The organism is Arcticibacter tournemirensis, from assembly GCF_006716645.1.
GTDB lineage: Bacteria > Bacteroidota > Bacteroidia > Sphingobacteriales > Sphingobacteriaceae > Arcticibacter > Arcticibacter tournemirensis.
Genome location: NZ_VFPL01000001.1, coordinates 2,659,526 through 2,681,874, shown reverse-complemented (window position 1 = coordinate 2,681,874; position 22,349 = coordinate 2,659,526). Strand labels below are relative to the sequence as shown.

At 43.1% G+C, this 22,349-nt stretch carries 16 protein-coding genes; 5 read left to right on the top strand and 11 right to left on the bottom strand.

Annotated features, from left to right (window positions below; all coding sequences use genetic code 11):
• Positions 1–77: 77 nt before the first annotated feature.
• Positions 78–2,354, top strand: coding sequence for a nitric-oxide reductase large subunit (locus BDE36_RS11210; protein WP_141814911.1), 2,277 nt, complete (start codon positions 78–80; stop codon positions 2,352–2,354).
• Between the two features lie 85 nt (positions 2,355–2,439).
• On the opposite strand, the gene BDE36_RS11205 is transcribed toward BDE36_RS11210, so the two are convergent.
• The 8 genes from BDE36_RS11205 to BDE36_RS11170 form a co-directional block, all read right to left on the bottom strand.
• Positions 2,440–2,739 (bottom strand): cupin domain-containing protein, encoded by a 300-nt coding sequence (locus BDE36_RS11205; RefSeq protein ID WP_141814910.1) that lies wholly within the window; start codon positions 2,737–2,739, stop codon positions 2,440–2,442.
• On the bottom strand, positions 2,736–3,185 hold the full coding sequence (locus BDE36_RS11200; protein WP_141814909.1) for a hypothetical protein: 450 nt from the start codon (positions 3,183–3,185) through the stop codon (positions 2,736–2,738). Before BDE36_RS11200 ends, BDE36_RS11205 begins: the two co-directional genes overlap by 4 nt.
• Positions 3,186–3,190: 5 nt before the next feature.
• On the bottom strand, positions 3,191–3,805 hold the full coding sequence (locus BDE36_RS11195; protein ID WP_141814908.1) for an SCO family protein: 615 nt from the start codon (positions 3,803–3,805) through the stop codon (positions 3,191–3,193).
• Between the two features lie 23 nt (positions 3,806–3,828).
• Positions 3,829–4,629, bottom strand: a complete 801-nt coding sequence (locus tag BDE36_RS11190; protein WP_141814907.1) for a formylglycine-generating enzyme family protein — start codon at positions 4,627–4,629, stop codon at positions 3,829–3,831.
• On the bottom strand, positions 4,619–6,055 hold the full coding sequence (gene nirK / locus BDE36_RS11185; RefSeq protein WP_141814906.1) for a copper-containing nitrite reductase: 1,437 nt from the start codon (positions 6,053–6,055) through the stop codon (positions 4,619–4,621). The genes BDE36_RS11190 and nirK overlap by 11 nt, the downstream gene beginning before the upstream one ends.
• Before the next feature lie 687 nt (positions 6,056–6,742).
• Positions 6,743–6,934, bottom strand: a complete 192-nt coding sequence (locus BDE36_RS11180; RefSeq protein ID WP_141814905.1) for a cold-shock protein — start codon at positions 6,932–6,934, stop codon at positions 6,743–6,745.
• Between the two features lie 266 nt (positions 6,935–7,200).
• A complete protein-coding gene (locus tag BDE36_RS11175; protein ID WP_141814904.1) occupies positions 7,201–8,898 on the bottom strand; it encodes an LruC domain-containing protein in 1,698 nt (565 codons plus the stop codon).
• Between the two features lie 50 nt (positions 8,899–8,948).
• A complete protein-coding gene (locus BDE36_RS11170) occupies positions 8,949–9,245 on the bottom strand; it encodes a hypothetical protein (RefSeq protein WP_141814903.1) in 297 nt (98 codons plus the stop codon).
• Positions 9,246–9,768: 523 nt separating this feature from the next.
• Here BDE36_RS11170 and BDE36_RS11165 point away from each other — a divergent pair.
• The 3 genes from BDE36_RS11165 (at position 9,769) to BDE36_RS11155 (ending at position 16,862) form a co-directional block, all read left to right on the top strand.
• A complete protein-coding gene (locus tag BDE36_RS11165; protein ID WP_141814902.1) occupies positions 9,769–10,311 on the top strand; it encodes a DinB family protein in 543 nt (180 codons plus the stop codon).
• Between the two features lie 105 nt (positions 10,312–10,416).
• Positions 10,417–15,837 carry a PKD domain-containing protein gene (locus tag BDE36_RS11160; protein WP_141814901.1) on the top strand — a complete coding sequence of 1,807 codons (5,421 nt, stop codon included), beginning with the start codon at positions 10,417–10,419 and terminating at the stop codon, positions 15,835–15,837.
• The gene (locus BDE36_RS11155; RefSeq protein WP_235904240.1) at positions 15,837–16,862 is read left to right on the top strand and encodes a PorP/SprF family type IX secretion system membrane protein; all 1,026 of its coding nucleotides are present in this window, start codon (positions 15,837–15,839) and stop codon (positions 16,860–16,862) included. Before BDE36_RS11160 ends, BDE36_RS11155 begins: the two co-directional genes overlap by 1 nt.
• A 62-nt stretch (positions 16,863–16,924) precedes the next feature.
• Here the strand turns inward: BDE36_RS11155 and BDE36_RS11150 are convergent, their stop codons facing one another.
• Complete coding sequence (locus tag BDE36_RS11150; protein WP_141814900.1) at positions 16,925–17,173, bottom strand: hypothetical protein; 249 nt, start codon at positions 17,171–17,173, stop codon at positions 16,925–16,927.
• 152 nt (positions 17,174–17,325) lie between these two features.
• On the opposite strand from BDE36_RS11150, the gene BDE36_RS11145 reads away from it, so the two are divergent.
• Positions 17,326–17,679 (top strand): hypothetical protein, encoded by a 354-nt coding sequence (locus tag BDE36_RS11145; RefSeq protein ID WP_141814899.1) that lies wholly within the window; start codon positions 17,326–17,328, stop codon positions 17,677–17,679.
• Positions 17,680–17,723: 44 nt separating this feature from the next.
• Here BDE36_RS11145 and BDE36_RS11140 read toward each other — a convergent pair whose 3' ends face one another.
• Positions 17,724–19,904, bottom strand: a complete 2,181-nt coding sequence (locus BDE36_RS11140; protein WP_141814898.1) for an LruC domain-containing protein — start codon at positions 19,902–19,904, stop codon at positions 17,724–17,726.
• Between the two features lie 142 nt (positions 19,905–20,046).
• On the bottom strand, positions 20,047–22,227 hold the full coding sequence (locus BDE36_RS11135) for an LruC domain-containing protein (RefSeq protein WP_141814897.1): 2,181 nt from the start codon (positions 22,225–22,227) through the stop codon (positions 20,047–20,049).
• Positions 22,228–22,349 lie beyond the last annotated feature (122 nt).

Genomic DNA, 22,349 nt, shown 5'->3' with positions numbered 1-22,349 from the left:
AAAAGCGTATTTGTTTTAACTATTAAGCCAATCATTAAAACTGTTTATTATCAATAAACATTAAACCACTATTGATCATGAAAAATCCAAGAAAGTTATGGCTAGCATTCGCGTTAGTAGTAGGACTCTCCTTCGCCGTGTTAGGTTATTATGGAATTGAGATCTATCAGAAAGCACCTCCTATCCCGGAAAAGGTGGTATCTGGAGATGAAGTATTATTTTCAGGAGAAGACATCAAAGACGGACAGAACGTATGGCAAAGCATTGGCGGACAGGAGGTCGGTTCTATATGGGGACATGGAGCATATGCTGCGCCGGACTGGACTGCCGACTGGATACACAGGGAAGCTAAATACATGCTTGATCACCAGGCTACGAAAAGGTTTAACAACGTTTTCGACAAGCTAAACGACGAGCAAAAAGCGGCCCTCCAGACCACACTGCAGAAGGAAATCCGAAAGAATACATTTGACGAAGCACAAGGAACCATCACGCTCTCTGCTGAGCGCGCCCTGGCTTATAAACAGCTCGAGCAATACTACTCGGGGCTTTTTTCGGACGACCCTGCATTTAACAACCTTAGGGAGGCATACGCAATCCCTAAAAACACCATTAAGGATCCCGTAAGACTAAAGAAAATAAGTGCATTCTTTTTCTGGGCCAGCTGGGCCTGTGTTACTAACAGGCCGGGCGAAAATGTCTCTTATACACACAACTGGCCTTCGGAACGCCTTGTGGGCAACGTAGCAACCGGCGATCTGATGTTGTGGACTGGGTTCAGCGTCATTATGCTCCTTCTCGGGATTGGCATACTTGTTTTTTACAATGCTAAGAACAAGGAAGAAGAAGTTGCAGATGACATACCAACGGAAGATCCATTGCTGCAAATCAAGTCGACCCCTTCGATGAGGGCGACACTCAAATATTTCTGGATAGTGACCGCTCTGATCCTGGTGCAGGTTATCCTTGGCGTGGTTACCGCCCATTTCGGTGTGGAGGGAAGTGCGTTCTATGGCATACCGCTGGATGAGGTTCTTCCCTATTCTTTAAGCCGGACATGGCACGTTCAGCTGGCCATTTTCTGGATCGCGACATCCTGGCTGGCCACAGGCCTCTACATTGCTCCCGCCGTATCGGGATATGAACCAAAATATCAGACACTGGGAGTGAATTTTCTATTTATTGCCCTGCTGATTATAGTGGCTGGTTCTATGGGTGGTCAATGGATGGCTATCATGCAACGGCTGGGATACATTGAGAATTTCTGGTTCGGGCATCAGGGATATGAATATGTAGACCTCGGACGATTCTGGCAAATCTTCCTGCTCATTGGCTTATTCCTGTGGCTGGGACTGATGGTACGGGCGCTCCTTCCGGCCCTGAGGCAAAAAACATCAAGCAGAAATCTGCTGATCATGTTTATTATATCATCAGTGGCAATTGCTTTGTTCTACGGTGCCGGACTGATGTGGGGACGGCGTACGAACCTGGCTATTGCGGAGTACTGGCGCTGGTGGGTAGTACACCTGTGGGTAGAAGGCTTCTTTGAGGTGTTTGCTACAGTTGTCGCAGCCTTCCTGTTTACGAGAATGAAGTTACTGAATGAAAGGACTGCTACCTTAAATGTATTGTTCTCGACTATTATCTTCCTTTCCGGAGGTATTATCGGGACCTTTCACCATCTTTATTTCTCAGGAACGCCAACGGCCGTTCTGGCTTTAGGAGCTACATTCAGCGCCCTGGAAGTTGTTCCATTGGTGATTATAGGGATTGAAGCTTATCATAACTACAGCATAAGCAAACTGAAGCCCTGGGTAAATGCCTATAAATGGCCAATATATTGCCTCGTGGCAGTCGCATTCTGGAATTTCCTTGGCGCAGGGATATTTGGTTTTATTATCAATCCTCCTATCGCATTATATTACATGCAGGGCCTTAACACCACCCCGGTTCATGCTCACACAGCCTTGTTTGGTGTGTATGGAATATTAGGGATAGGACTGATGTTGTTTGTACTTAAAGGCTTGTACCGGCAAAACGTTTGGAAAGATGGCCTCATTGGCTTCTCCTTCTGGTCTATTAATATCGGCTTATTGCTGATGGTTTTGATCAGCGTATTGCCGATCGGACTTCTGCAAACAGTCGCAAGTGTTAACGAAGGTATGTGGTATGCAAGGTCTGCAGAGTTCATGCAACAGCCGATAATGAATACGTTAAGATGGCTCCGGGTAATCGGTGATACCATCTTCGCTTTTGGAACCATCGGACTGGCATTGTTTGTTATAGGATTGAAAACAGGTTGGAGCTACCATAAAGGCGACTTCGACGTAAAGAAGACAGAAAAACTTCACTAAGTTTTTCTGTAAAAAGAAAGGGCTGCAGGTTTTAAATCTGCAGCCCTTTTTTATTACCGGTGACGTATACTTTATCGGATGCCTTTTATGCTATTTTGTCTTTTACTACTAAAAACACACTTTCTTCAATAGCAGTCACTTCGTGGGGAACGTTCGCTGGTATTTCGAAGGTTTCAGCAAGCTCTACCCTGGTAAATTCACCTTCCATTTCGAAAGATACCACACCCTTGAGTACAATAAGCGTTGCCTGAGTGGGGGTTACATGCCGCTGCAGTACCTGTGCCTTTTTCAAGCCGATAGCGAGTATAAGAACCTGGTCGGTATTTCGTATTGTTAGTACCGCTGGCTTTTCATCATTCAGCTGGAGGTTATCTAATATATTCATGATTTAAAATAGTTATCATACTCTGCCAAATACTCTTTTAGCTCTTCCCGTGTCGTCTTGCAGTCGCCGGATTGTCCCTGTTCTATTTTGTCAATTACAGGAATGATCGGCATCAGGTAGTGATGAAGCTGCTCATGCGCCTCGCCCTTCATCGAGCATTTTTTCAGTATCTGGTTAAACTCCTGATTCAAAGAAAGTCCTAAATCTTTGCAGGAGGCGTCTTTTTTATTTTCCGACTCATTAATTAGCGAAATCATGTTATTGATTCCGGCAGTTGTTTCTGTATTCGCCTTCCAAACTGAGCCATTATTAAGTGTAACTGCCGGAACTCCTAATTGTTTATGATCTTCCTGGCTGTGTTCTTCGTGGGGTGTATTATTCCCGCACGAGAAAAAGAACACACTGATCAGCGCGGCGGCGAAAATGGTCTGAATTTGCTTCTTCATAATATTTATAAGTTATTTATTCTTGTGAGTATTGGCGCCGGATCAGCGCCCAACCCCTCCGACTGAGCTTTAATAACTCCATTACGATCCAGCATAGTGATCATATTGGAATGAGTAAAGCTGCCGTCGGGCTGTTTTTTATACTTAACATTCAGTACCATTGCCAGATCCCTGATCCCTTCTTCGTCGCCGTGCAACAAAACCCAGTTTTTTCCAGTCTGCATCTTAGTGGCAAACTTCCGAAGCTGAGCAGGTGAATCATGTTGGTCGTCAAAAGAGATCAGCACAAAGACTACATCATTTTTTATCCCGGCAGGCAGCTGTTTTTCGATATTTTTCAGATCGGCAATGGTTCGGGGGCAAGCATAGGCACACCTTGTAAAAATCATGGAGACAACTGGTATCTTACCTTTGAACGCGTCAAGCTTAATAGTCTCTCCGGTTTGCTTCTGCCACAAACTTTCTATAAGATACACGGATGGTTTTTCTGAAACACTATCGTCAACACTTTTATCGGCAATAGAAACCGTCGAATGGCTTTCTGTACAACCTGCTAAAGAGATTAATAAAAAGGTTATTCCCAGTAAGACGGGGGCGTATGAACTTATTATTTTACGCATAATACTTTGCTTTATAATTCTAATTATTGTTTCACATCACGGGCGCAGCGGAATCCCAGGTTATTAATAGTATAACTTCCCTTCAGGCTTTCCCTGAAGGCAAAGCGCAAAAAAGCTGCATAGTCTTCTTTATTTGCCGCTCCGTTCGATCCTGCGGCACAGAAGAGGTTAGAATTCAACGCTCCGCTTCGCGAATCACTGCCCATCATTACGCTGTTAAAATCAGAAACCCACTCCCATATCAGGCCATGCATATCGTACACATTCAACTTATTCTTAAAGGTGGAACCGACGTGAGGAGTAACGGCAGGATTCGGCTTACTATACCAGTTTAAAATTACTTTTTCGATCGGAAGTCTTTTATCTGCAATTCCAGCGCCGGCAGCATATTCCCATTCATCCATGTTGGGCAGCCGCTTACCGGCCCATTTGCTGTATGCACGCGCTGCGAACCATGAAATATTGGTCACCGGGCTATTTGCCAGAAGGGCATGCTTCTTACCTAAACTAAAGTCGCTTTCCCAATGCTTAAGATATTCTTTATCGGCATACAGCCGTGAGATACGCGATCTGGACCATTGTGGATTGGCTTTAACGAAACGAAGGAAGTCGCTATTTGTAACCGCATAAACATCAAGGTAAAACGATCTAACGGTTTTCTTTCCGGCCCCTTTTACTTCAAAAAAAGGTTTAAAGCTGCCGGCCGGTATTAAAACCATTCCCTTCGCGGCAGCTCTGTTAGTCTGTGAATAAGAGGCTACAGTTCCCAGTAACAAGAGTACTGCAATTGCAGAAAAAATCCTTATGCTCGTTTTACTTTCCATTCCGTACTGCTGAAACTTCAGACGCTTTAACAAGCCCCCCTTTGTTTCCCCAGCTATTCCTTACATAGCTTAAAACACTCGCAATTTCATCATCGTTCAATTGCACCTGAGGCATTATTGCATCATAATCTTTACCTTTCACCTTTATCTTCCCGCTTAATCCGTGTAAAACAATACCTGCTCCTTTGTCCTTACGGGCCATCAGATAATCGGATTTTGCAAGCGGCGGAAATGCACCGGCAAGACCCTCGCCGTTTTTTTGATGACATGCGGCACAATTGGATTGAAACAATACGAGGCCTTGTTCCATTCTTTCCGGGAGTGACTTTTCCGGAACCGCGCTTTTTACAGCGCCAGCATCTGGCTCTTTCTGTGTTTCAGCCCCAGGCTGGTAGATCATATCGCCCTGCTTGCCGCTATACACTTTAAGATTTTCCTCGCCAACCACCTTTATCTGTGCCAGGGCACCTTTATTGAAGGTTCTGAAGATGGAGTGGTCTACGAGATTAAGCGTCCCGGGAACGTCACACTTAAATTCTACTATTGCAGCACCCCCGGCAGGGATAGCCGTAGTCTGCACATTTTTATTCACCAGACTGCCACCTTCCACATGAACATTATCAAATATCTCTCCGATGACATGGAAAGACGATATAAGATTAGGACCTGCATTCCCCACATATAGTCTTACCGTTTCTCCAACCTTAGCCTGCATTGCCTTCTCAGCAACAGCCGCTCCCACAGAGCCGTTAAACACCACATATTCCGGTTTTTCATCCAGTGCTTTTTCCATATCAAAGTCGGTAAGCCCGAGCTGGCCATATTTAGCCTTCGTATAAAACTCGCTTTGCATTACGTAAAACTCTTTATCCACCGGAGGTAAACCTTCTTTAGGTTCGACGAGGATCAGTCCGTACATGCCATTTGCAATGTGCAATCCCACAGGGGCCGTAGCACAGTGGTATACAAAAAGCCCTGGGTTCAACGCTTTAAATGAGAATTTAGATGTATGCCCGGGAGCGGTCATAGAAGGCTCTGCACCACCACCCGGACCGGTAACCGCGTGCAGATCTATATTATGGGGTAATTTATTATTAGGGTGGTTACTTAAATAGAACTCCACCTCATCTCCTTCCCGTATCCTGATGAATTTTCCAGGCACCTTTCCTCCAAATGTCCAGAAGTTGTATTCGACGCCGTCTGCCAGACGCATTACCTTCTCAACCACTTCCAGCTTGATGATCACTTTCTCGGGGTATTTATAACCTGGAGACCTTGGTACGTTTGGAGCATCTGTAAGTTCAGCCTCATACTGGCCAACCACCGAATCATTTCCTTCTTTCGATTTTCCCGGATTTGTACAACTGTTTATTACTGCCGCAAATGCCAATAAAGCTATGCCGATTTTGATGTTATAATTTATCATTATTGTTCCTTTAATATCGTGTTATAATTGAAGGCAGACAGTAGTAGTAGTGAAACCGGCAATTAAAGCGCTCTCCCCATTGAGCTTACAGCTTTAATTAATCCTAAAAGCAAAGTCGTTTAAGCTTATACCTCCGTTTTTAATATTTAAACATCAGAACTACGTATATTTCCATCCTTGTCTCGTGGTATTGAGCCTGAAAGGAATAGTGTAAAATTACAAAAAGAAATAATAAAAGACAAATATATCTTTTATTAAAATAAAGACTCACGCGCAAAGATCACGCTTACATTGGACGACACATGTCAATTACCTAATCCGCCACCTCTCTATCGAAATAAAAGACTGTTATATCTTCTATAAAAACAATAAATGAGGATGCGGCATTCACTACCCTGCCGTAAGCAATCCTGCGGCTTTTTTTTCATTGCGGCATATCGACTATCTTTTGTGTCGTTTCGCTGTCACTGACCTGCCATAACCGATCCTGCGGCCTTTTTCATTGCGGCAGCTCTAAAACCTGTATCAGCATACTCTTTCAAAGCAATGAAAGCAGCCGCGAGTTTCTTTTTTGGTATCTTTTTTCTTTGCGGTCAAAAAAAAAGTACACATCGCCAAGCAAAAAAAAAGCACCCGTTTTTACGGGTGCCCGATAATATCATAATAAGGTATGTAATTATTATTTTATTAAATAACTTTTACATTTACGGCGTTAAGACCTTTTCTACCTTGTTCAACGTCATAGCTTACTGTATCACTTTCACGAATTGAATCGATAAGACCTGAAGAGTGAACAAAGATTTCGCTACCCCCTGCACTCGGGGTGATGAATCCGAAACCTTTAGTTTCATTAAAAAATTTTACTGTTCCTTGTTGCATTTTATTTTATTTAATTCTATAAATGTACACCTTATATATTCAACAACCTATTTATATCTCGATTTATCACTAAAAGGGACCCAATAAGCGACAAACAGGATATTCAGCTGACTTTACCAATTTTCTTTATGCGGTATGTGGCGACAGAAGCGCGCTTACTAATCCCAGGACATTTTCACAATCTTGCGTCCGAATATTTAAAACACCCAATAAAAAAAGCATCAGTCCTTGCGGAACTGATGCTTATTTAACTATTATGGAAAGAGCTACTTTGTGTAGATGTATTCAGCTTTTCTGTACCCTGGCTTATCAAGATACCAGTCACTATACAGCTTCCCGCCAGACTTTGCCCATTCCGCGAAATGCAGGTAAGCGTCGTAGATGGCATTTTTCTCTGTTGGATATGCGAAGAAGCCAAAATAGTCCAGTGCGAAAGGACGGTTATCGGCGGTAATATAATATCTGTTTGCTGCCTGATTCGAGTTATCGGCCGATGTATTAAGTAAACTCATGTTTACAAGATCGGTGGGTTTATGATTTACCAGGTGAATTTCACGTCCTCTTGTGAGATTGCTGATCATAAATGGATTGAACGGTGCCTCGGCAGTAAAATCGTCGGCAAGAGTAGAATTGAGTTCTAAGTACACCGTAACAGTGTTGCTATTTATCTTACTCTGCGATAAGCTGGTATTGATATAAGAGGCTGAAGATCCGAAGAGCGCCCTGTAATTATCAAAAGGAATAATTACCGCCTTTGACTGGCCCCCTTCTACTCCGTTTCCAGCCAGCTTGATATAATTATTTATGTGAGCCTGACCAGTAACCGATTTAATAACAGACGGATTTAAAGGAAGCTGTACTCCAAATCCATTCTGGAAGCTTGCTCCGGCAGCAAGGGGCTTATATTCGCCAGTAAGATCGACCACCCTATTATTGGTACTCATAGCGAATTTATACCGGTATGAAACTACCAGATCGTTAAGATCATAATCCCCTTCCGCAGGCCATTGATCTTCAAATGCAGTTGTTCCCCATACGTCTTTACTAGGATAATAGCGAACATATGCTCTTTCTGGATCTTCCGGATATTCATCCATAGTATCCGGCACTCCGTCTTCATCTGTATCCTTCACTTTTTCGTCGAGGTATGGAATATCTTTCGGTGAAATTGCCTCTACCGGATTAGATTGAGCATAAAAAAGCAGATCGTTGAAATCGTTGTCACTATTCTTGCCGGTTGATCTGTCAATATCCTCGAATCCTATCATGAATATACGCTGACTCGCGCCGTGAAGCAATACATTATGTCTTTTCTTATTATTGTTCGCCTCCGGGTTAAGAGATTCATTTGTAAAAAACTTCACTCGTCCCGTATTGACAGAGCCGTTATTATATGCATCTTGTAACAATACAAAGCCAATAGTGGTTCCAGGTGTGAATCTGCCAATCTTCACTTTGTCTCCCGTCAGCATACCACCACCGCTGCCGTTAAGCGAAGCATTCATAAAGATAATATGTACTGAATCAATTTCCGCAGCGCTCTGGGGAGCGTGTCCGGTCGGATAGGTGTAATACCCCAGGACATTTTTATAATTGGCCCCCTCGTGCAGGAAGGTAATCCATACATCGGCTAAATCCGTAATATTCAGATTTGCAGGAGCTTCTGTTTTAATATACTTTGGATCTACTGCTTTTCTTTCGGGCAACGTCGCTGTTATCTGTGTCATTAAAGCACTAAAGTCGATATTATCCACTGCCGACCTGTTTACCGGCCGCCCATTAGAATCGAAGTCGCTTGCTTTGTAGTTATAAACCGTTGGAATTGCAGAAGACCGGGCCGAAAAGGTTTTTGCAACGCCAGTGCGATTGACATTTTCGGCAACTATATTCCCACTATAGCCTGTTTTTCCTCCAATGATCGCACTTAAGCTGTTTCCGGTAACGTACGCTTTTGCATTTCGCATTAAACCAATATAAGCAGGATCGATTATCAGCGAGTCTAATCCCGCAGGTATTACAACAGAAGTTTCACATAGCCATTATCATCACTCAGCACCCTGGCAAGCTCAGTACCTTCTGTAAGGCTCGCAGGACTGTAAATAGAAACGAGAACTCCTTTTACAGGTTGCTCTGTTCGTGTAAGCAGTCTGACGTTAACTTCTACTTTCTTTGTAGTACTGTAATCGAATCCATCAGGAGCCGCTTTGTCTTCTGTTTCCTGGACTGCAGAGTTGCCCGGCAGATCTTTCTTGCAGGAGCTTACTGACAAGTAAACAGTTGTAATCAATAATAACAGTAGTAATTTTTTCATATCTATTAGTATAATTGATGCATTACCGAAGTCCCCGCATGAATAGAACGCTAATAGAAATAACTGTACCAACTTCCAACAAACAATACAACAAACTGACTATCAACCAATAACACCAAAACAAAAACCTTACATTGTTTCTAAGACACCTCGAATTGGGGAATTTATTCACTATCCCGCCTAACCTAAAAAAATTGGTATGAGCTTAGTATCCCCATTTTTGTTAGGATTAGTAATCGCATCATATTCAAAACCATTTCAGTATGCAAGAACAGGAAACGCTCATGAAGATTACTGCCACACAGGAAAATCTGACTGTTTATATTTCTGGTCATATTCAACAACATGCAACCCCTGCTCCTTTCACTTTTCCTTGTATTTTTTACTTGTATTATAAATTTCTTAACCCTAATAAAATAAAGGCTTAATAACATACTAATATCTTCGTAATGGCATTAATTCTGCTCTCATGAGAACAAAAAGAAATTGGGTAATGTTATATTACTAACTAACCGGAAAACTTATGAATTTAAATGAATACACGCTTGAGCGGTTGGCAAACCAGCACAAGACTATAAAAAACTATATTGACGACCTTCCGCCCGAAGCTATCTATAACAGACTTAGTACAGATAAATTCTCCATCCACGAGACTATCGCCTATCTGACCAGATACCAGCATATTTTCATGGAACGTCTTAATAGAATAGTGAATGACATCAACCCCTATTTTGAAGTTTACAAACCCGACCTCGATGCCGAATTTTCGTTTACCTGTGCAAAAACGACGGGATCACTCCTGCATGAATTATACAAGATGAGAAGTAATCTCTGCTTAATGCTGGAGGAAATGCCGGCAGAGCATTATGCGCGGGTTGGTACTCATGCAGTGCTTGGGCGGATGACTATCAGTCAGTGGGCAGAATTCTTCCTTTTACACGAATCCAATCAGCTCTTTAAGATCTTCAAACTTGCCGGAAGCTTCTGGTCAATGGAGGTCGAAAAACATAGTAATATTATATATCTTCCCAGGTTGAGTAATTATATCGATGAGTTAGCTGTATAACGAACAGAAATTGTTTATTTTTTTGAACCCTAATTGAATGTTGCCCCGTATAAGAGGTACATCATAAAATTTGCATGTACCTGCTTCTGCTAATTGGGGGACTCTATGAACAAATTCTGGGCTCTATTATTTTACTTAATTTCAGGATGTCTCTTACCGGGCTATAGCCAGACTATCACACCTGGAAATATGGACGGGCCTTATGGCCAGGGCTCATCTATTGCGGTACCTGTTACGCTAAATGAGGATACCGGATATTTCAAAACTGATAATGAATTTAAGCTGTACTTGTCGGATGCATCCGGGAGCTTTGCCAGCGAGACAGAAATAGGAAGCTACGCCGGCTTTTATACGACATTTGTAAACGGCACTATTCCGGCAAATATAGGAGCAGGAAATTACCGGGTACGCATAAAATCTTCTAATCCGGCAATTACCAGCTCACCTTCAGCGTCGTTTGAAATTAAAAATAGCGCAGGCGTAAGGGCGGAAATTGATGCGCCTGCCCAGCAGGTGATCGGTAACAATAGCACCAAAGCCTTTGGATCATGTTCTCCTGGGAGAACCAATGTCCGCTATAATTTCAGTAACACGTCCTCTGCAGGTGCCAGTGTTACAGCTACTTTCAGAAACGAAGCGAACCCTTCGGATACGCAGCAGCTCTCCTTCCCGTCGTCGCCCCAGCAGTTTACACCTGATATTACTCATTATACAATTTTCGTACGTGCAGAACTCAATGGTGTTATCGGGACGAGAGCCTATTTCCTGATTAACAATCGAATTAATACCCCTTTTAATCCACCCGGAAGCAGCACAGTTTGTCTGCCTTTAGGGGCACTAGAATACAATGTTGAAACAACCTCTACGAACGGAATTCAGTTAAATTTTCCCGGAAATACCTACCAGGTTACATGGGGTGATGGATCTGTTGAGACGTTTATCCTGAGCCAAATTAAATCTACAAACGGGAAGATCAGCCATCTTTATACAAAGTCTTCGTGCGGCAGTCAAATAACAATCGGAAATGTGAGGTACTATAATGTGTTTGGCATTGTTGTACAAACACGAAGCCAGTTTTGCGGGGATATCGGCGTGCCTATTTCAAGCCAGGCAAAAGTAATAAGTCAGCCTGAAAATCGCTTTACAGCTCCTCTCCTGGCATGTGTCAATACACCGATAGCAATTACTAACGAATCTATTGCCGGTGAGGACCCGAGTACAAGTTCACCTTCCTGCCAAAACAATAATGTTGTCTACTATTGGTATATCGACAATCAGTTAATTACACCTCAGGGCGTTCCTATAACTTACACGCTTAACCATACGTTTACAAGTTCTGGCAACCATACGATCCGGCTTGAGTCTGAAAGCACATCTGAATGCCAGGCCGCTCCCGTAGAAAAGACTGTATATATACAGGTTCCGCCAAAAGCTGATTTCGAACTCTCGGCCGACACCTATTGTCTCGGCTCGATCGTTACACCCGTGAATAAGTCGGTGGTAGACCCTAACAACCTTGCAAAGCATGATTATGAATGGATAATTAATGGCCCGGCTCCGGCAGTCTTTAATAACAATACAACCAAAAACAGTAAAGACCCGCAGATAGGCTTTACCGTAGAAGGTATCTATACCATTAAACTAAGCATAAGTTCTGTTTGCGATACAGTAACGAGCGCTGAGCAGACAATACTAATTAATCAGTCGCCAACAATTACCGCCAACTGGCAGGCAAACCTTTGCGGAAAAGATCAACTTCTAACCTTCAGCAATACGGGGGGAAACCCTGTTAGCACAAGCTTCAGCGGAAAAGTTAAAGAGCTCAGCGATACATATTCCTGGTCGGTAAGCGGAGGGACTTATTCTTTCGAGAATGGAACAAGCGCATCCTCAAAAGAACCCTCTATTCTGTTTAACGACTATGCTACATACACTATTGTTATTACACACAAGAACAATTGCGGAACGGTTACTGAAACCAGATCATTAACTTTTAACGAGTCGCCTACTATTTCAGCAGGAAGCGATCAAACAATTTGCGCTGGCAGCAGCGCAATATTACAAGGTTCTATTTCGGGCCCACCTGTATCTTCCTTTGAATGGAAGGGTGGAACAGGTACATTTTTGCCCGGGCGCAACGCTTTAAATGCACAGTACCTCCCCTCTCCGGCTGAAGTATCGGCAGGGAAGGCAGAACTCACTCTTTCAGCCGTAACATTAAATCCCGCGCCCTGCGATAAGGTGGACGACGTCGTCATTATCACTATTAACCCGCCGAATAAGATCACTAGCGCAGCTCAAAAAACGATCTGTACCGGAACGGCGGTAAACTATAGGCCCACTGCAAGTATTCCCGGAAGCACTATTTCCTGGACGGCCAGCGGCACCGCTAATGCCTCAAATTTTTCTGCCAGCGGCAGTGGAGATATTTCTGATATCATTACAAACTCCGACCCTGACCAGAATGCTGTCGTTACTTATATCATCACACCTGAAAGCAATGGATGTAAAGGAGAAGAGTTTACTTTTACTGTTACTGTTTCACCGCTGCCATCCGCAACGGTAACGGCAGCAAACTCCACTATTTGCACCAACCAGCCGGCCGGGATCACTCTTAGTTCAAATCTTGCAGCAACAAAATACCGATGGACGAGTACGGTGCAGGGTGCTATCAGCGGAAACAGCAGGCAAAGCACTCCTCTCGCTACAAATAGCATAAACGATACCCTGGTAAACGCAGGCAACACTTCTGGCACTGTCATATACACTATTACCCCGGTTACCGGCAACGGATGTGAAGGCGCGCCTGTTACCCTGACAATTACTGTTTCCGCGCCTCCCGTGATCGCCAACGCGGGCGATGATGAAAAGATCTGTAATGTAACAAGGGTGCAACTGAAAGCGAACAACCCGGGCTCCAGTGTCGGTAAGTGGACATTGGCATCGGGACAGGGAGGCATTTCTTTTGATGATGACACGCGCTTCGATGCTGTTGCAAACGGCTTGGTGCCAGGGACAACGTATCGCTTCTTGTGGACCATATCCGGTCCTTTTAATTGCAAACCCAGCAGTGACGAAGTAACCATTCAAATCCTCCTTCCTGTCGCCTCAAATACCATATCCACTACATCTTCTGAGATATGTGAAGGTGCAGAGTATATTGTCAATGGAAGTACTCCTACCGGGGGCGACAATAATTATTCGTACCGATGGGAAACGAGCATAAACGAAACCGATTGGCTTCCGATAAATACGGCAACCGAAAAGGATTTAAAGGCCATCTCTGTCGAATCTGCTTTCTTCCGCAGAATTGCAACGTCAGGAAACTGCAGCAGTTACAGTAACATCGTGAAGATAAATGTTCAGAAGGGTATTACGAATAATTCTATTTCTGCGGATCAGTTTATATGCAGCAATAATACGCCTGCAATACTTACCGGAACTACGCCGCTGGGTGCCGACGGCACTTATAGCTATCAATGGGAGAAAAGTTCGGATAATGGCGCGACATGGGCTATAATTCTCCAGGCGACTGATAAAGACTACCAGCCGCAGGCCTTGTCTCAATCTTCCTCTTTCCGGCGTATCGTAAGTTCCGCAATTTGTAAGGGACTTCAACAGAGCGTAAGTAATGTAATCACGGTACGGGTGTCTCCCGGACCTGACGCCGGATTTACCTGGAGCTCGGATGCTGCTTGTGCTCCGTTTAACATATCTGCAGGAACTATAACAGCAGATGGATCCGAACAAGGAGATAGTTTTGAATGGTTTGCCAACGGGCAGCCAATTGGCACAGGGCAAACTTTTCCTGGCTATAACTTAAGTGCCGTGGGTGATTCTGTTGAGATAACGCTAAAAGTTAGCAGCGCGCTGGGCTGTGGATCGGCTACATTCTCGCATACTTTCAAGACGAATGCATCGCTGACTGCCAACTTTAGTACAGACAAGATCAGCGGATGCGGGCCATTAAACGTCCTCTTTAAAAACACCACACTGAACACACAAGGTGTTACTTTTAAATGGGATTTCGGAAACGGCAAATTCTCTACACTAAAAGACCCGGGTACCATAGTATTTGATGCACGTACCGATGGCAAGGATACCACATACAACGTGACACTACAGGCGTTCTCCAGCTGCTCCAACTCCACAAAAAGCATAGAAATTAAAGTAATTGGGCGAGCTATTGCATTATTTGCGCCTGATAAAACCAGAGGATGTTCACCATTGACGGTAACCTTTAATAACAGAACACAGGGATCGACCAACACCTACACCTGGGATTTTGGCGACGGTACTGAACTATTAAAAACGACGAATACGAATGCTGTAACCCATACATATATCAGCAACAGGCCAAGAGATTATGTAGTGCGGCTGACTGCAGAAAATGAGTGTGGCAAAGACGAAAGTACTTATACCATTCGCATATCGCCGAATACAGTGTTTCCAGACCTGGTAGTAAATGGCAATGAATACGAAGGATGTGCGCCACACACAGTAAATTTCATTAATAATACTATTGGTGCAACAGTATTTACATACGATTTTGGTGATGGAAGTGCCCCTTATACTACTAATAACACCAATCCCGTTCCTCATACATTCGCCGCAGGTGGTAAGTACATTGTACGGTTAACCGCATCGAACGGATGTTCAGATACCACCACTACACAAACAATTACGGTTAATCCCCAGGCTTTCACCGATTTTTCGGCGAATGAAACTTCGGGTTGTACTTCATTAACCGTGCGCTTTATCAACAAAACAACAGGAGCAAACTCTTACATATGGGAGTTTGGCGATGGAGCGCGCTCTTCTGATCCGAATCCAACTCATACGTACTCATACAGTAGTTCCGCCTACCGGGTACGGCTCATATCCATTTCCCCTTTCGGGTGTACTGACACACTTGAGATAAAGGATTATATTACGGTGTCGCCGCCGCCGGTTGCTGACTTCGATGTGCTGCCCGGGGATGTAATAAATATCCCGAATTACACCTTCACATTCAGAGACGCCAGCAGGGAAGACATAAAAAAATGGGAATGGGACTTCGGCGATAACGGTTCTACTTCTTCTGCACCTAATCCCGACCACACCTACCCGGATACAGGATCTTATAAAGTACGGCTTATTGTCACCAATGCTAAAGGCTGTACAGATACATTAAGTAAAACGGTGAGGATATCAGGCATCCCGGGTAGTCTGTTTGTGCCTAATGCGTTCATGCCGAATAGCGCAACCAATGAGTTAAGGACATTTAAAGTCAAAGGCTCGGGAATAGAAAAATGGCATATGAGGATATTTAATAAATGGGGTGAACTGATCTGGCATACAGAGGCTCTTGATTCGAGAGGAGAACCTTCAGAAAGTTGGGATGGAACCCGAAACGGAGTTACCGTTCCACAGGGTATTTACTTCTGGGAGATAGCAGCAACATTTAAAAATGGAACCGAATGGCCTGGTATGACGTATAACAGTTCGGAACCCAAAAGGACAGGAGCAATACATTTAATCAGATAATGATGCGAGTGATTTTTAAAGCAAAGAAAATATTCATTATTTCAGCAGTTCTTTTAACCAGCCTGAAAACAGAGGCCCAGGATCATATTTATTCCCAGTTTTTTAATGCCCCCGTATATCTCAATCCTGCCCTGAATGGCGAATTTAAGGGATCCTTCAGAATGAACATGATTTACCGAAATCAGTGGAGCTCCATTTCGGGCGACCTTAATTATATGAGTACCTCAATTGATTATCAGCTTCCAAACATAGGAGGCGCCGTAGGGCTTATGTTTAACAGCTCATCTGAAGGAACCGCGTACCTGAAAAAGAACAATATAGCAGGCATTTATTCCTATAGTGTCGGAACTGAGGGTTTTACTGCATCTTTTGGACTGCAGGCTGGTATTACCAACAGAAAGCTTGATTTCAGTAAACTAATATTCTCTGATCAGCTAGATCCAAGACTCGGCTTTGAGGGAGGAGCGTCTGCAGCAGAGAGTCCTTATAACGATAACAAATATTATTTTGACGCCGGTAGCGGTGTTAATTTTGTAATAGGAAATGCTATGATAGGAGCTTCTATGATGCACCTGAATAAACCGGATGAATCTTTTACAGGAAGTAAGGTTTATACTCCTATCCGTACCGCGGTACACGCAAGTTACCGGTATGCACTAGACCCTTCCGACCCTTATAATGAAGATGACACCTTTCTGATCCCCTCCGTTGTTTACTATAAACAAGCAGAAGCAACGTCCGTGAGCGCAGGAATGCAATTTAAATATAGAGGTGTAAACGCAGGTGCATGGTTCAGGTCAAATGGAAAAGGACAGAGCGACTCCTTCGTCTTCTCGCTGATATTCGACATTTTCACAAATAGCTACAAAAATCAAAAGCTTCGTATTGGCGTGAGCCACGACGCCACTACCAATAAATTAAACTATTCAAATACCAGCGGTACTTCCGAATTAAGCATTGGCTTCGAAACCGGAGAGGCAAAAGATAAAGGCTATAATAGTCTTAAATGCTACGATTTTTATTAAGAGAAGACAACGCTTTTTGTGTAGAGACCACATTGGCTATTAGACGTAATACTCTATCTTAATTATTCCGGGGGGCTTTGATCGTACGCTCTTTCAAGGTATTCGCCAAGCTCATTCACATCTTCTTTACTTAACCCCCAGTTATCCTGCGATTTGACAAACCAGCCGTGCTCACCGTGTTCAATGAGTAAGGGGTGGGGATCCATCAGCTTTCGCTCAAGAGAATACATCCTGTGATTAAGATCCATTGGTTCGGCGTATAAGTCTATCTGCTCACCCTTGATCGTATATTGTATCTTGAAACGCTTCATAATTTGTTTTTATAGAAGATTAACACGCCGGTGTTTGAGTTGTTTTCTGATTGATGGCCAACTTTATTTAGTGCTTAAAAAAGAGCCTAACAAATCATCAATAACAAAACAAGTAGTGCATCGTACGGTTATTACCAGATCAATCTATCTTTATGAAAAACTATCTGATTACAGCACTGATCCTTGTAGCTGCTCTGGCAGCGGAATCTGCAAATTCGCAAACACGAACAAAAAAAAGACATGAAAAAACAAGGAAGGTTTCCGATACGTCTGCTACTGCCTACAAGCAAAGACGGCTTCTAAGAATAACCGATACTACAGGAATAGGCATTTTGCACGATAGTACAGATACTACAAAAAGATTCCTTTTCCGGCCCAGGCACCCAAGAATACCGCCTCAGAATAATCCAAATCCGCATTCGCCGAACCCCACGCTTGTAAATCCAAACAGGGAAGCTACACCCGCTACAACAAAAACACCTCCCGACAGCACTGCTAAAAAATAGACCTGTGCCACCGGGAGGTACTTGTTATGCACTAATAAAGTTAATTACTCAGCTACAGGAAAGCACTTTTCCTGGTTTCCATTATTATACCACTTGTCAGCTTCTACACCTCCTGTTTTAGCCCAGTCTTTGATAAGAGGGTAAGCCAGCGAAATATCCATTGTTTCTACCGGATATTTGAAACTTGCAACAGGGACGTTCACAGCCCAGGGAAGCCCTTTATCTTTAGTAAGATAATACCTTGATGCCGAGTTATCTCCATTTCCCAGAATAGTACCGGCAAAAGAAGTGCCTCTGTAGTCGGGTAAGTGGATTTCATTTCTTCCTACTGTTGTACCCTTTTTGAATACAAAAGGATTAAGATCGAACGGATTGTCTGCCAGGGATACCGGATTATTAAAAGTTATTGTGAAAGAATAGGTCACAGAAGCAGATCGTGCATTTCCCACAACAGTGTTCCAGTTCTGCTGTACTTCACGGGCGTTTTCAAAGAGTATAACTACCGCTTTCTCCTGCCCTTGCTCCAAAGCAATACTCGCATTGCTTTTATCACTTAATACTGCATTTGAAAATAATGTTGGCAGCTCCACGCCAAAGCCATTCTTATAATCTGCGCCTGACGCAAGTAACGTATAAGTGGCTTCAAGCTTAATTGCCTTATTGCTGCTATTTTTGGTGATGAGATATTTATAGGAAATTACAATATCATTTAAGTCGAAGTCGCCTTTTGACGGCCAGTTATCTTCGAAAATCAAAGTAGAACCTCCGTTATCGTAATTTACTGACTTAGTATAAGAAATGGGCGGGACTCCGTATCCTTCCGGATTACATCCTGAAACACCTATATAAACATCAGCCTTTGCTGAAGGATTACTATACAGGTCAAGAAACACCGCACCGTTACTAGTTTTTGCCATGTTATATTGAACTGTATGAGCACCTGTAACCTTTACCAGTGACGCATTACCGTCTCCTTCAATAGTCGAATTGATGGCTAAATCCTTAGTGCTGAACATTGCCCCACTGTACATTTTCAGCTTACCATTGCTATTTAAAAACGACTTTACCTTCGCTTTTATATAGCCATAATTATTCATTATCGCATTCGCATGAAACTCATTCCCTGCTAATATCATACAGTTATTGATATAGCTGCTTGAATTACTGTTAAGGTAAAAAGTACCGGTTACATCGATCTTATGATGATTTATGCCTCCGGTGCCATTCACCGCCATATCCCCAGTAACTGTGATTGTACCTGAATTTATAAAGTTTGTCGCGTCTGAATTAATACTAAAATTACCCCCTATAATAAATGTGCCCTTATTTTCGCAGTTACGCCCACCTATTGCAACTGCACCTAAAGCGTTAACTTCTCCCGCATTTATAAATTTTGACGATGTATTAACAGAAAATCTCTTGGTTTTAAGTGTTCCGTTGTTTACAAATTCACCACCTGTGAAAAAATCGTCGTAAGCCAAAGTATTAATTTCACCATTATTTTCAACATAAGCATTGGATGCGTTCTGAAAGATTTTCCCGGTGAAGGTTCCGCCATTAACAATTATGATTTTACCACCTCCATAAACCGAAAGGTTTTCGCTCCTTACATTACCATAGATCCTCAAGGTTCCGTATATGTTCAATCCCTCAATCCTTACATCTCCGGTAACACAATGTGTTTGGCCTGCTGGCACGCTTGACCAACTGTTCATGTTTGAATTTATTTCCGTGGATCCAGCCGGACATGCTGCATTGTCGACGCTGACAGAGAAGCTGCTCTTGCCCGAAACTGACGATATAGAAGAACTGCTTTTTTGCTGACCAAAAGCTATCGAAACTTCGGTATTATTGATTGCTACTTTTTCAGTAATAGTCGAACCATCAGGCGATGTTTTTACAACGTAAACATCTTTAACTGCCGATGGAAAATTGATTTTCTCTATGAACGCCCTGATTAGAGACGCTTTACCGGTAGAAACAATATTGCCCCCATTTGCCGGATCACCGTCGTAAATAGAGATGCTATGCTCTGCATTTGCAAACCGGGTATCGGTTATGCCGATATTAAATTTTATTGCCTTAGTTGTTGACCAGTCAAATCCCTCTTTAACGATGAGGTCCTCCATCTTCAGAGGTTCAGTTGACGGAGTGGAATTATCTTTTTTACAGGATGTAACACTAAGGATACCTCCTAAAGCGGCTAAAAGTAAAATTCTTTTCATGTTGCTGTGTTAATTGCTAAAGTGATGCCAGAAAAAACCCCGCTTTTTAAGCACGTTATGGAGCATTTAAAAGAAAAGCGGGGAACTATTTTCACCTGATGTGTGCAAATAATTCCCCGCTTTATCTTTGGGATAATCAGGGCTATTTCAGGAACAGCAAGCTGTTATCGCGATACCCTTGTGCGGTATTGCTGAACCAATCAGTATAGCTTACACCTCCCGATCCGGCCCACTTTACAAAGTTAGGATAGGCCCTTGAGATATCAACTCCCTCTATCGGGTAGTTAAAGGATGACTGCGGAACATCGACAGCCCATGGATGACCTTTTTCGGTTACATAGTATTTCCCTGATCCGGTACGGTCGTCGCCGGTACCAAATAACGCCGCGTTGGCGAGAGAGGTTGGTGTTTTTCCGGCGAGGTGAGTTTCATACCCCCGGCCAAGGTTGCTATGCCAGATAAAAGGATTGTAGGAGCCTAGTCCAAAACTACTAAGTGGCGGGCGACTTTGAACATTAAAATTAACCGTATACGTTTTAACTGCTGCGAGCGCCTCCTCCGGCCTGGTATTCCAGGAGTTTTGTTCGTTTCTGGAATTATTAAAAAGAATTACCACCGCCTTCGTCTGTCCGGCTTCAAGTGTTCCTCCGGTTAATGTGCCGACATCTGAGCGGTTTAAAGGGAATTCAACCCCAAAACCATTTTGGTATGTACCTCCTGTAGCGTGCAGGTTATAAGTGGCGCTTACCTGAACCACATTATTCTGCGCATTGGTTATAATATTGTAGCGATAAGAGATTATGATATCATTCAGGTCGTAGTCGCCCTTTAAAGGCCATCTGTCTTCAAAAGCAAGTGTAGAAGCAGCACTGGCCGAATTGGAGGGATAATAATTATTGAAAGCCCTTAACGCATCGTCCGGATAAGCGTCGATCGCATCAGCCGCACCGTCGCCATCGCTATCCTTAACAGGAGCAACTCCATTTCCTTCAGAATTACAGGCGGTAACAGGAATATAAAGACTACAGCCCTGAGCAGCGCCATTAGAAAAAGAACCGTAATTTGTTTCAATTCCATTCTGGTCGCAATACTGAATTGCACCCGTGGCTCCAGCACCACCGTTTATTACCGTACGTGCTGAAACTTTTATAAGCGACGTTGATCCGCTTCCGGTTACCATACCATTCATCATCATATTGACCGTCTTGAGCATAGCACCGTTATACAGAGCAGTAACCGACCCTCCGTTAATAACTGTTTCGTTATCAACCTTTATCAGCCCATAATTTTTCATTTCCGAATTATTATGAAACTGATTTTTAATCCATAGCGAACAATTGTTTATAAAACGGCTGCCGCCGTTTAATTTAAAGTCCCCACCTGTTATAATCTTTCCGGTATTGAGAGAAACATTGCTTGTATTCACATTCATACTCATCGCGATGTTTAAAATACCGCTGTTGGTGAATGTTGACCCGCTATTCAAATTAAAATCATTTTTCACAGTCAATGTTCCATTATTGCTGGTAATCCCTCCAGGAGAAAATGAGCCATTTACCGTAACTGTTCCATAGTTCTCAAACGAAGAAGACGAGCCGTTAATGCTTAAATTGTTAAATGTGACGGAGGCAGACGGCGCGATGATCAATTTGGAGGTGTTATTTAAATTGGCGTCAGAAACGAGTACATTCGATCCGCAAATCCTCACCGTTCCACCATTTATGTTTAGCGAAACAGTAATATTGCTTCCGGTAATACAAACTACCTCATTATCGTTATTCGAATTAACCTGAGTACTGGTAGTTATAGTAGTCGTACAACCAGTACTGCAGTCCTGGGATGAGGAAACAGCCGACTGGCTACCTGAACTCATAAGTCTGGGCAAAACGTTACTTGCCACCAACGTACGGGTAATACTTTGAGCCCCTATGGATAAAGACACGTTGTTTCCATTCAGTTCCACCTTTTCTATGACCTCCGAGCCATCAGGAGCAGCTTTTACAACATAGACGGTATTGATAACGGATGCAAGAGAAACTTTGACGTTAAAAGAACTGACAAGAGAGGCCGCACCGCCTGCAATCATCGCTCCCCCTGCAGATGGATCGCCATCGTATATCGCTATGCGGTGAATCGCATCCTGAAATCTTGTATCAGAAATACCAATACTAAAGGTTACCTCCCTCGAGTTCTCCCAGGTAAAGCCTTCAGGCACAACAATGTTGTCAAGATTAGTAATTTTTGGTTCAGCGACTTCAGATCTTTTACAGGAGGACACTGTAAATAAACCCAGCACACCGGCAATTAGTAAGTATCTCTTCATATATGCGTTTGTTTTTTATTTCCAGAGTCTTCTGCAATCTTGCGTTTTAAAAGTGTTCAAGACTTACGTTTAAACATTCTTCCTGTAAAACGTTCGGTGTTCTACGTTTTTCATGCGCCAAA

Excerpts from the sequence above, each read along its gene's own strand:
- BDE36_RS11160 (WP_141814901.1), top strand. The coding sequence starts at position 10,417 with ATGAACAAATTCTGGGCTCTATTATTTTACTTAATTTCAGGATGTCTC.
- BDE36_RS11165 (WP_141814902.1), top strand. The coding sequence starts at position 9,769 with ATGAATTTAAATGAATACACGCTTGAGCGGTTGGCAAACCAGCACAAG.
- BDE36_RS11210 (WP_141814911.1), top strand. The coding sequence starts at position 78 with ATGAAAAATCCAAGAAAGTTATGGCTAGCATTCGCGTTAGTAGTAGGA.
- BDE36_RS11180 (WP_141814905.1), bottom strand. The coding sequence starts at position 6,934 with ATGCAACAAGGAACAGTAAAATTTTTTAATGAAACTAAAGGTTTCGGA.
- BDE36_RS11195 (WP_141814908.1), bottom strand. The coding sequence starts at position 3,805 with ATGCGTAAAATAATAAGTTCATACGCCCCCGTCTTACTGGGAATAACC.
- BDE36_RS11200 (WP_141814909.1), bottom strand. The coding sequence starts at position 3,185 with ATGAAGAAGCAAATTCAGACCATTTTCGCCGCCGCGCTGATCAGTGTG.
- BDE36_RS11205 (WP_141814910.1), bottom strand. The coding sequence starts at position 2,739 with ATGAATATATTAGATAACCTCCAGCTGAATGATGAAAAGCCAGCGGTA.
- BDE36_RS11150 (WP_141814900.1), bottom strand. The coding sequence starts at position 17,173 with ATGAAGCGTTTCAAGATACAATATACGATCAAGGGTGAGCAGATAGAC.
- BDE36_RS11190 (WP_141814907.1), bottom strand. The coding sequence starts at position 4,629 with ATGGAAAGTAAAACGAGCATAAGGATTTTTTCTGCAATTGCAGTACTC.
- BDE36_RS11140 (WP_141814898.1), bottom strand. The coding sequence starts at position 19,904 with ATGAAAAGAATTTTACTTTTAGCCGCTTTAGGAGGTATCCTTAGTGTT.
- BDE36_RS11135 (WP_141814897.1), bottom strand. The coding sequence starts at position 22,227 with ATGAAGAGATACTTACTAATTGCCGGTGTGCTGGGTTTATTTACAGTG.
- BDE36_RS11175 (WP_141814904.1), bottom strand. The coding sequence starts at position 8,898 with ATGCGAAATGCAAAAGCGTACGTTACCGGAAACAGCTTAAGTGCGATC.
- nirK (WP_141814906.1), bottom strand. The coding sequence starts at position 6,055 with ATGATAAATTATAACATCAAAATCGGCATAGCTTTATTGGCATTTGCG.
- BDE36_RS11155 (WP_235904240.1), top strand. The coding sequence starts at position 15,837 with ATGATGCGAGTGATTTTTAAAGCAAAGAAAATATTCATTATTTCAGCA.
- BDE36_RS11145 (WP_141814899.1), top strand. The coding sequence starts at position 17,326 with ATGAAAAACTATCTGATTACAGCACTGATCCTTGTAGCTGCTCTGGCA.
- BDE36_RS11170 (WP_141814903.1), bottom strand. The coding sequence starts at position 9,245 with ATGAAAAAATTACTACTGTTATTATTGATTACAACTGTTTACTTGTCA.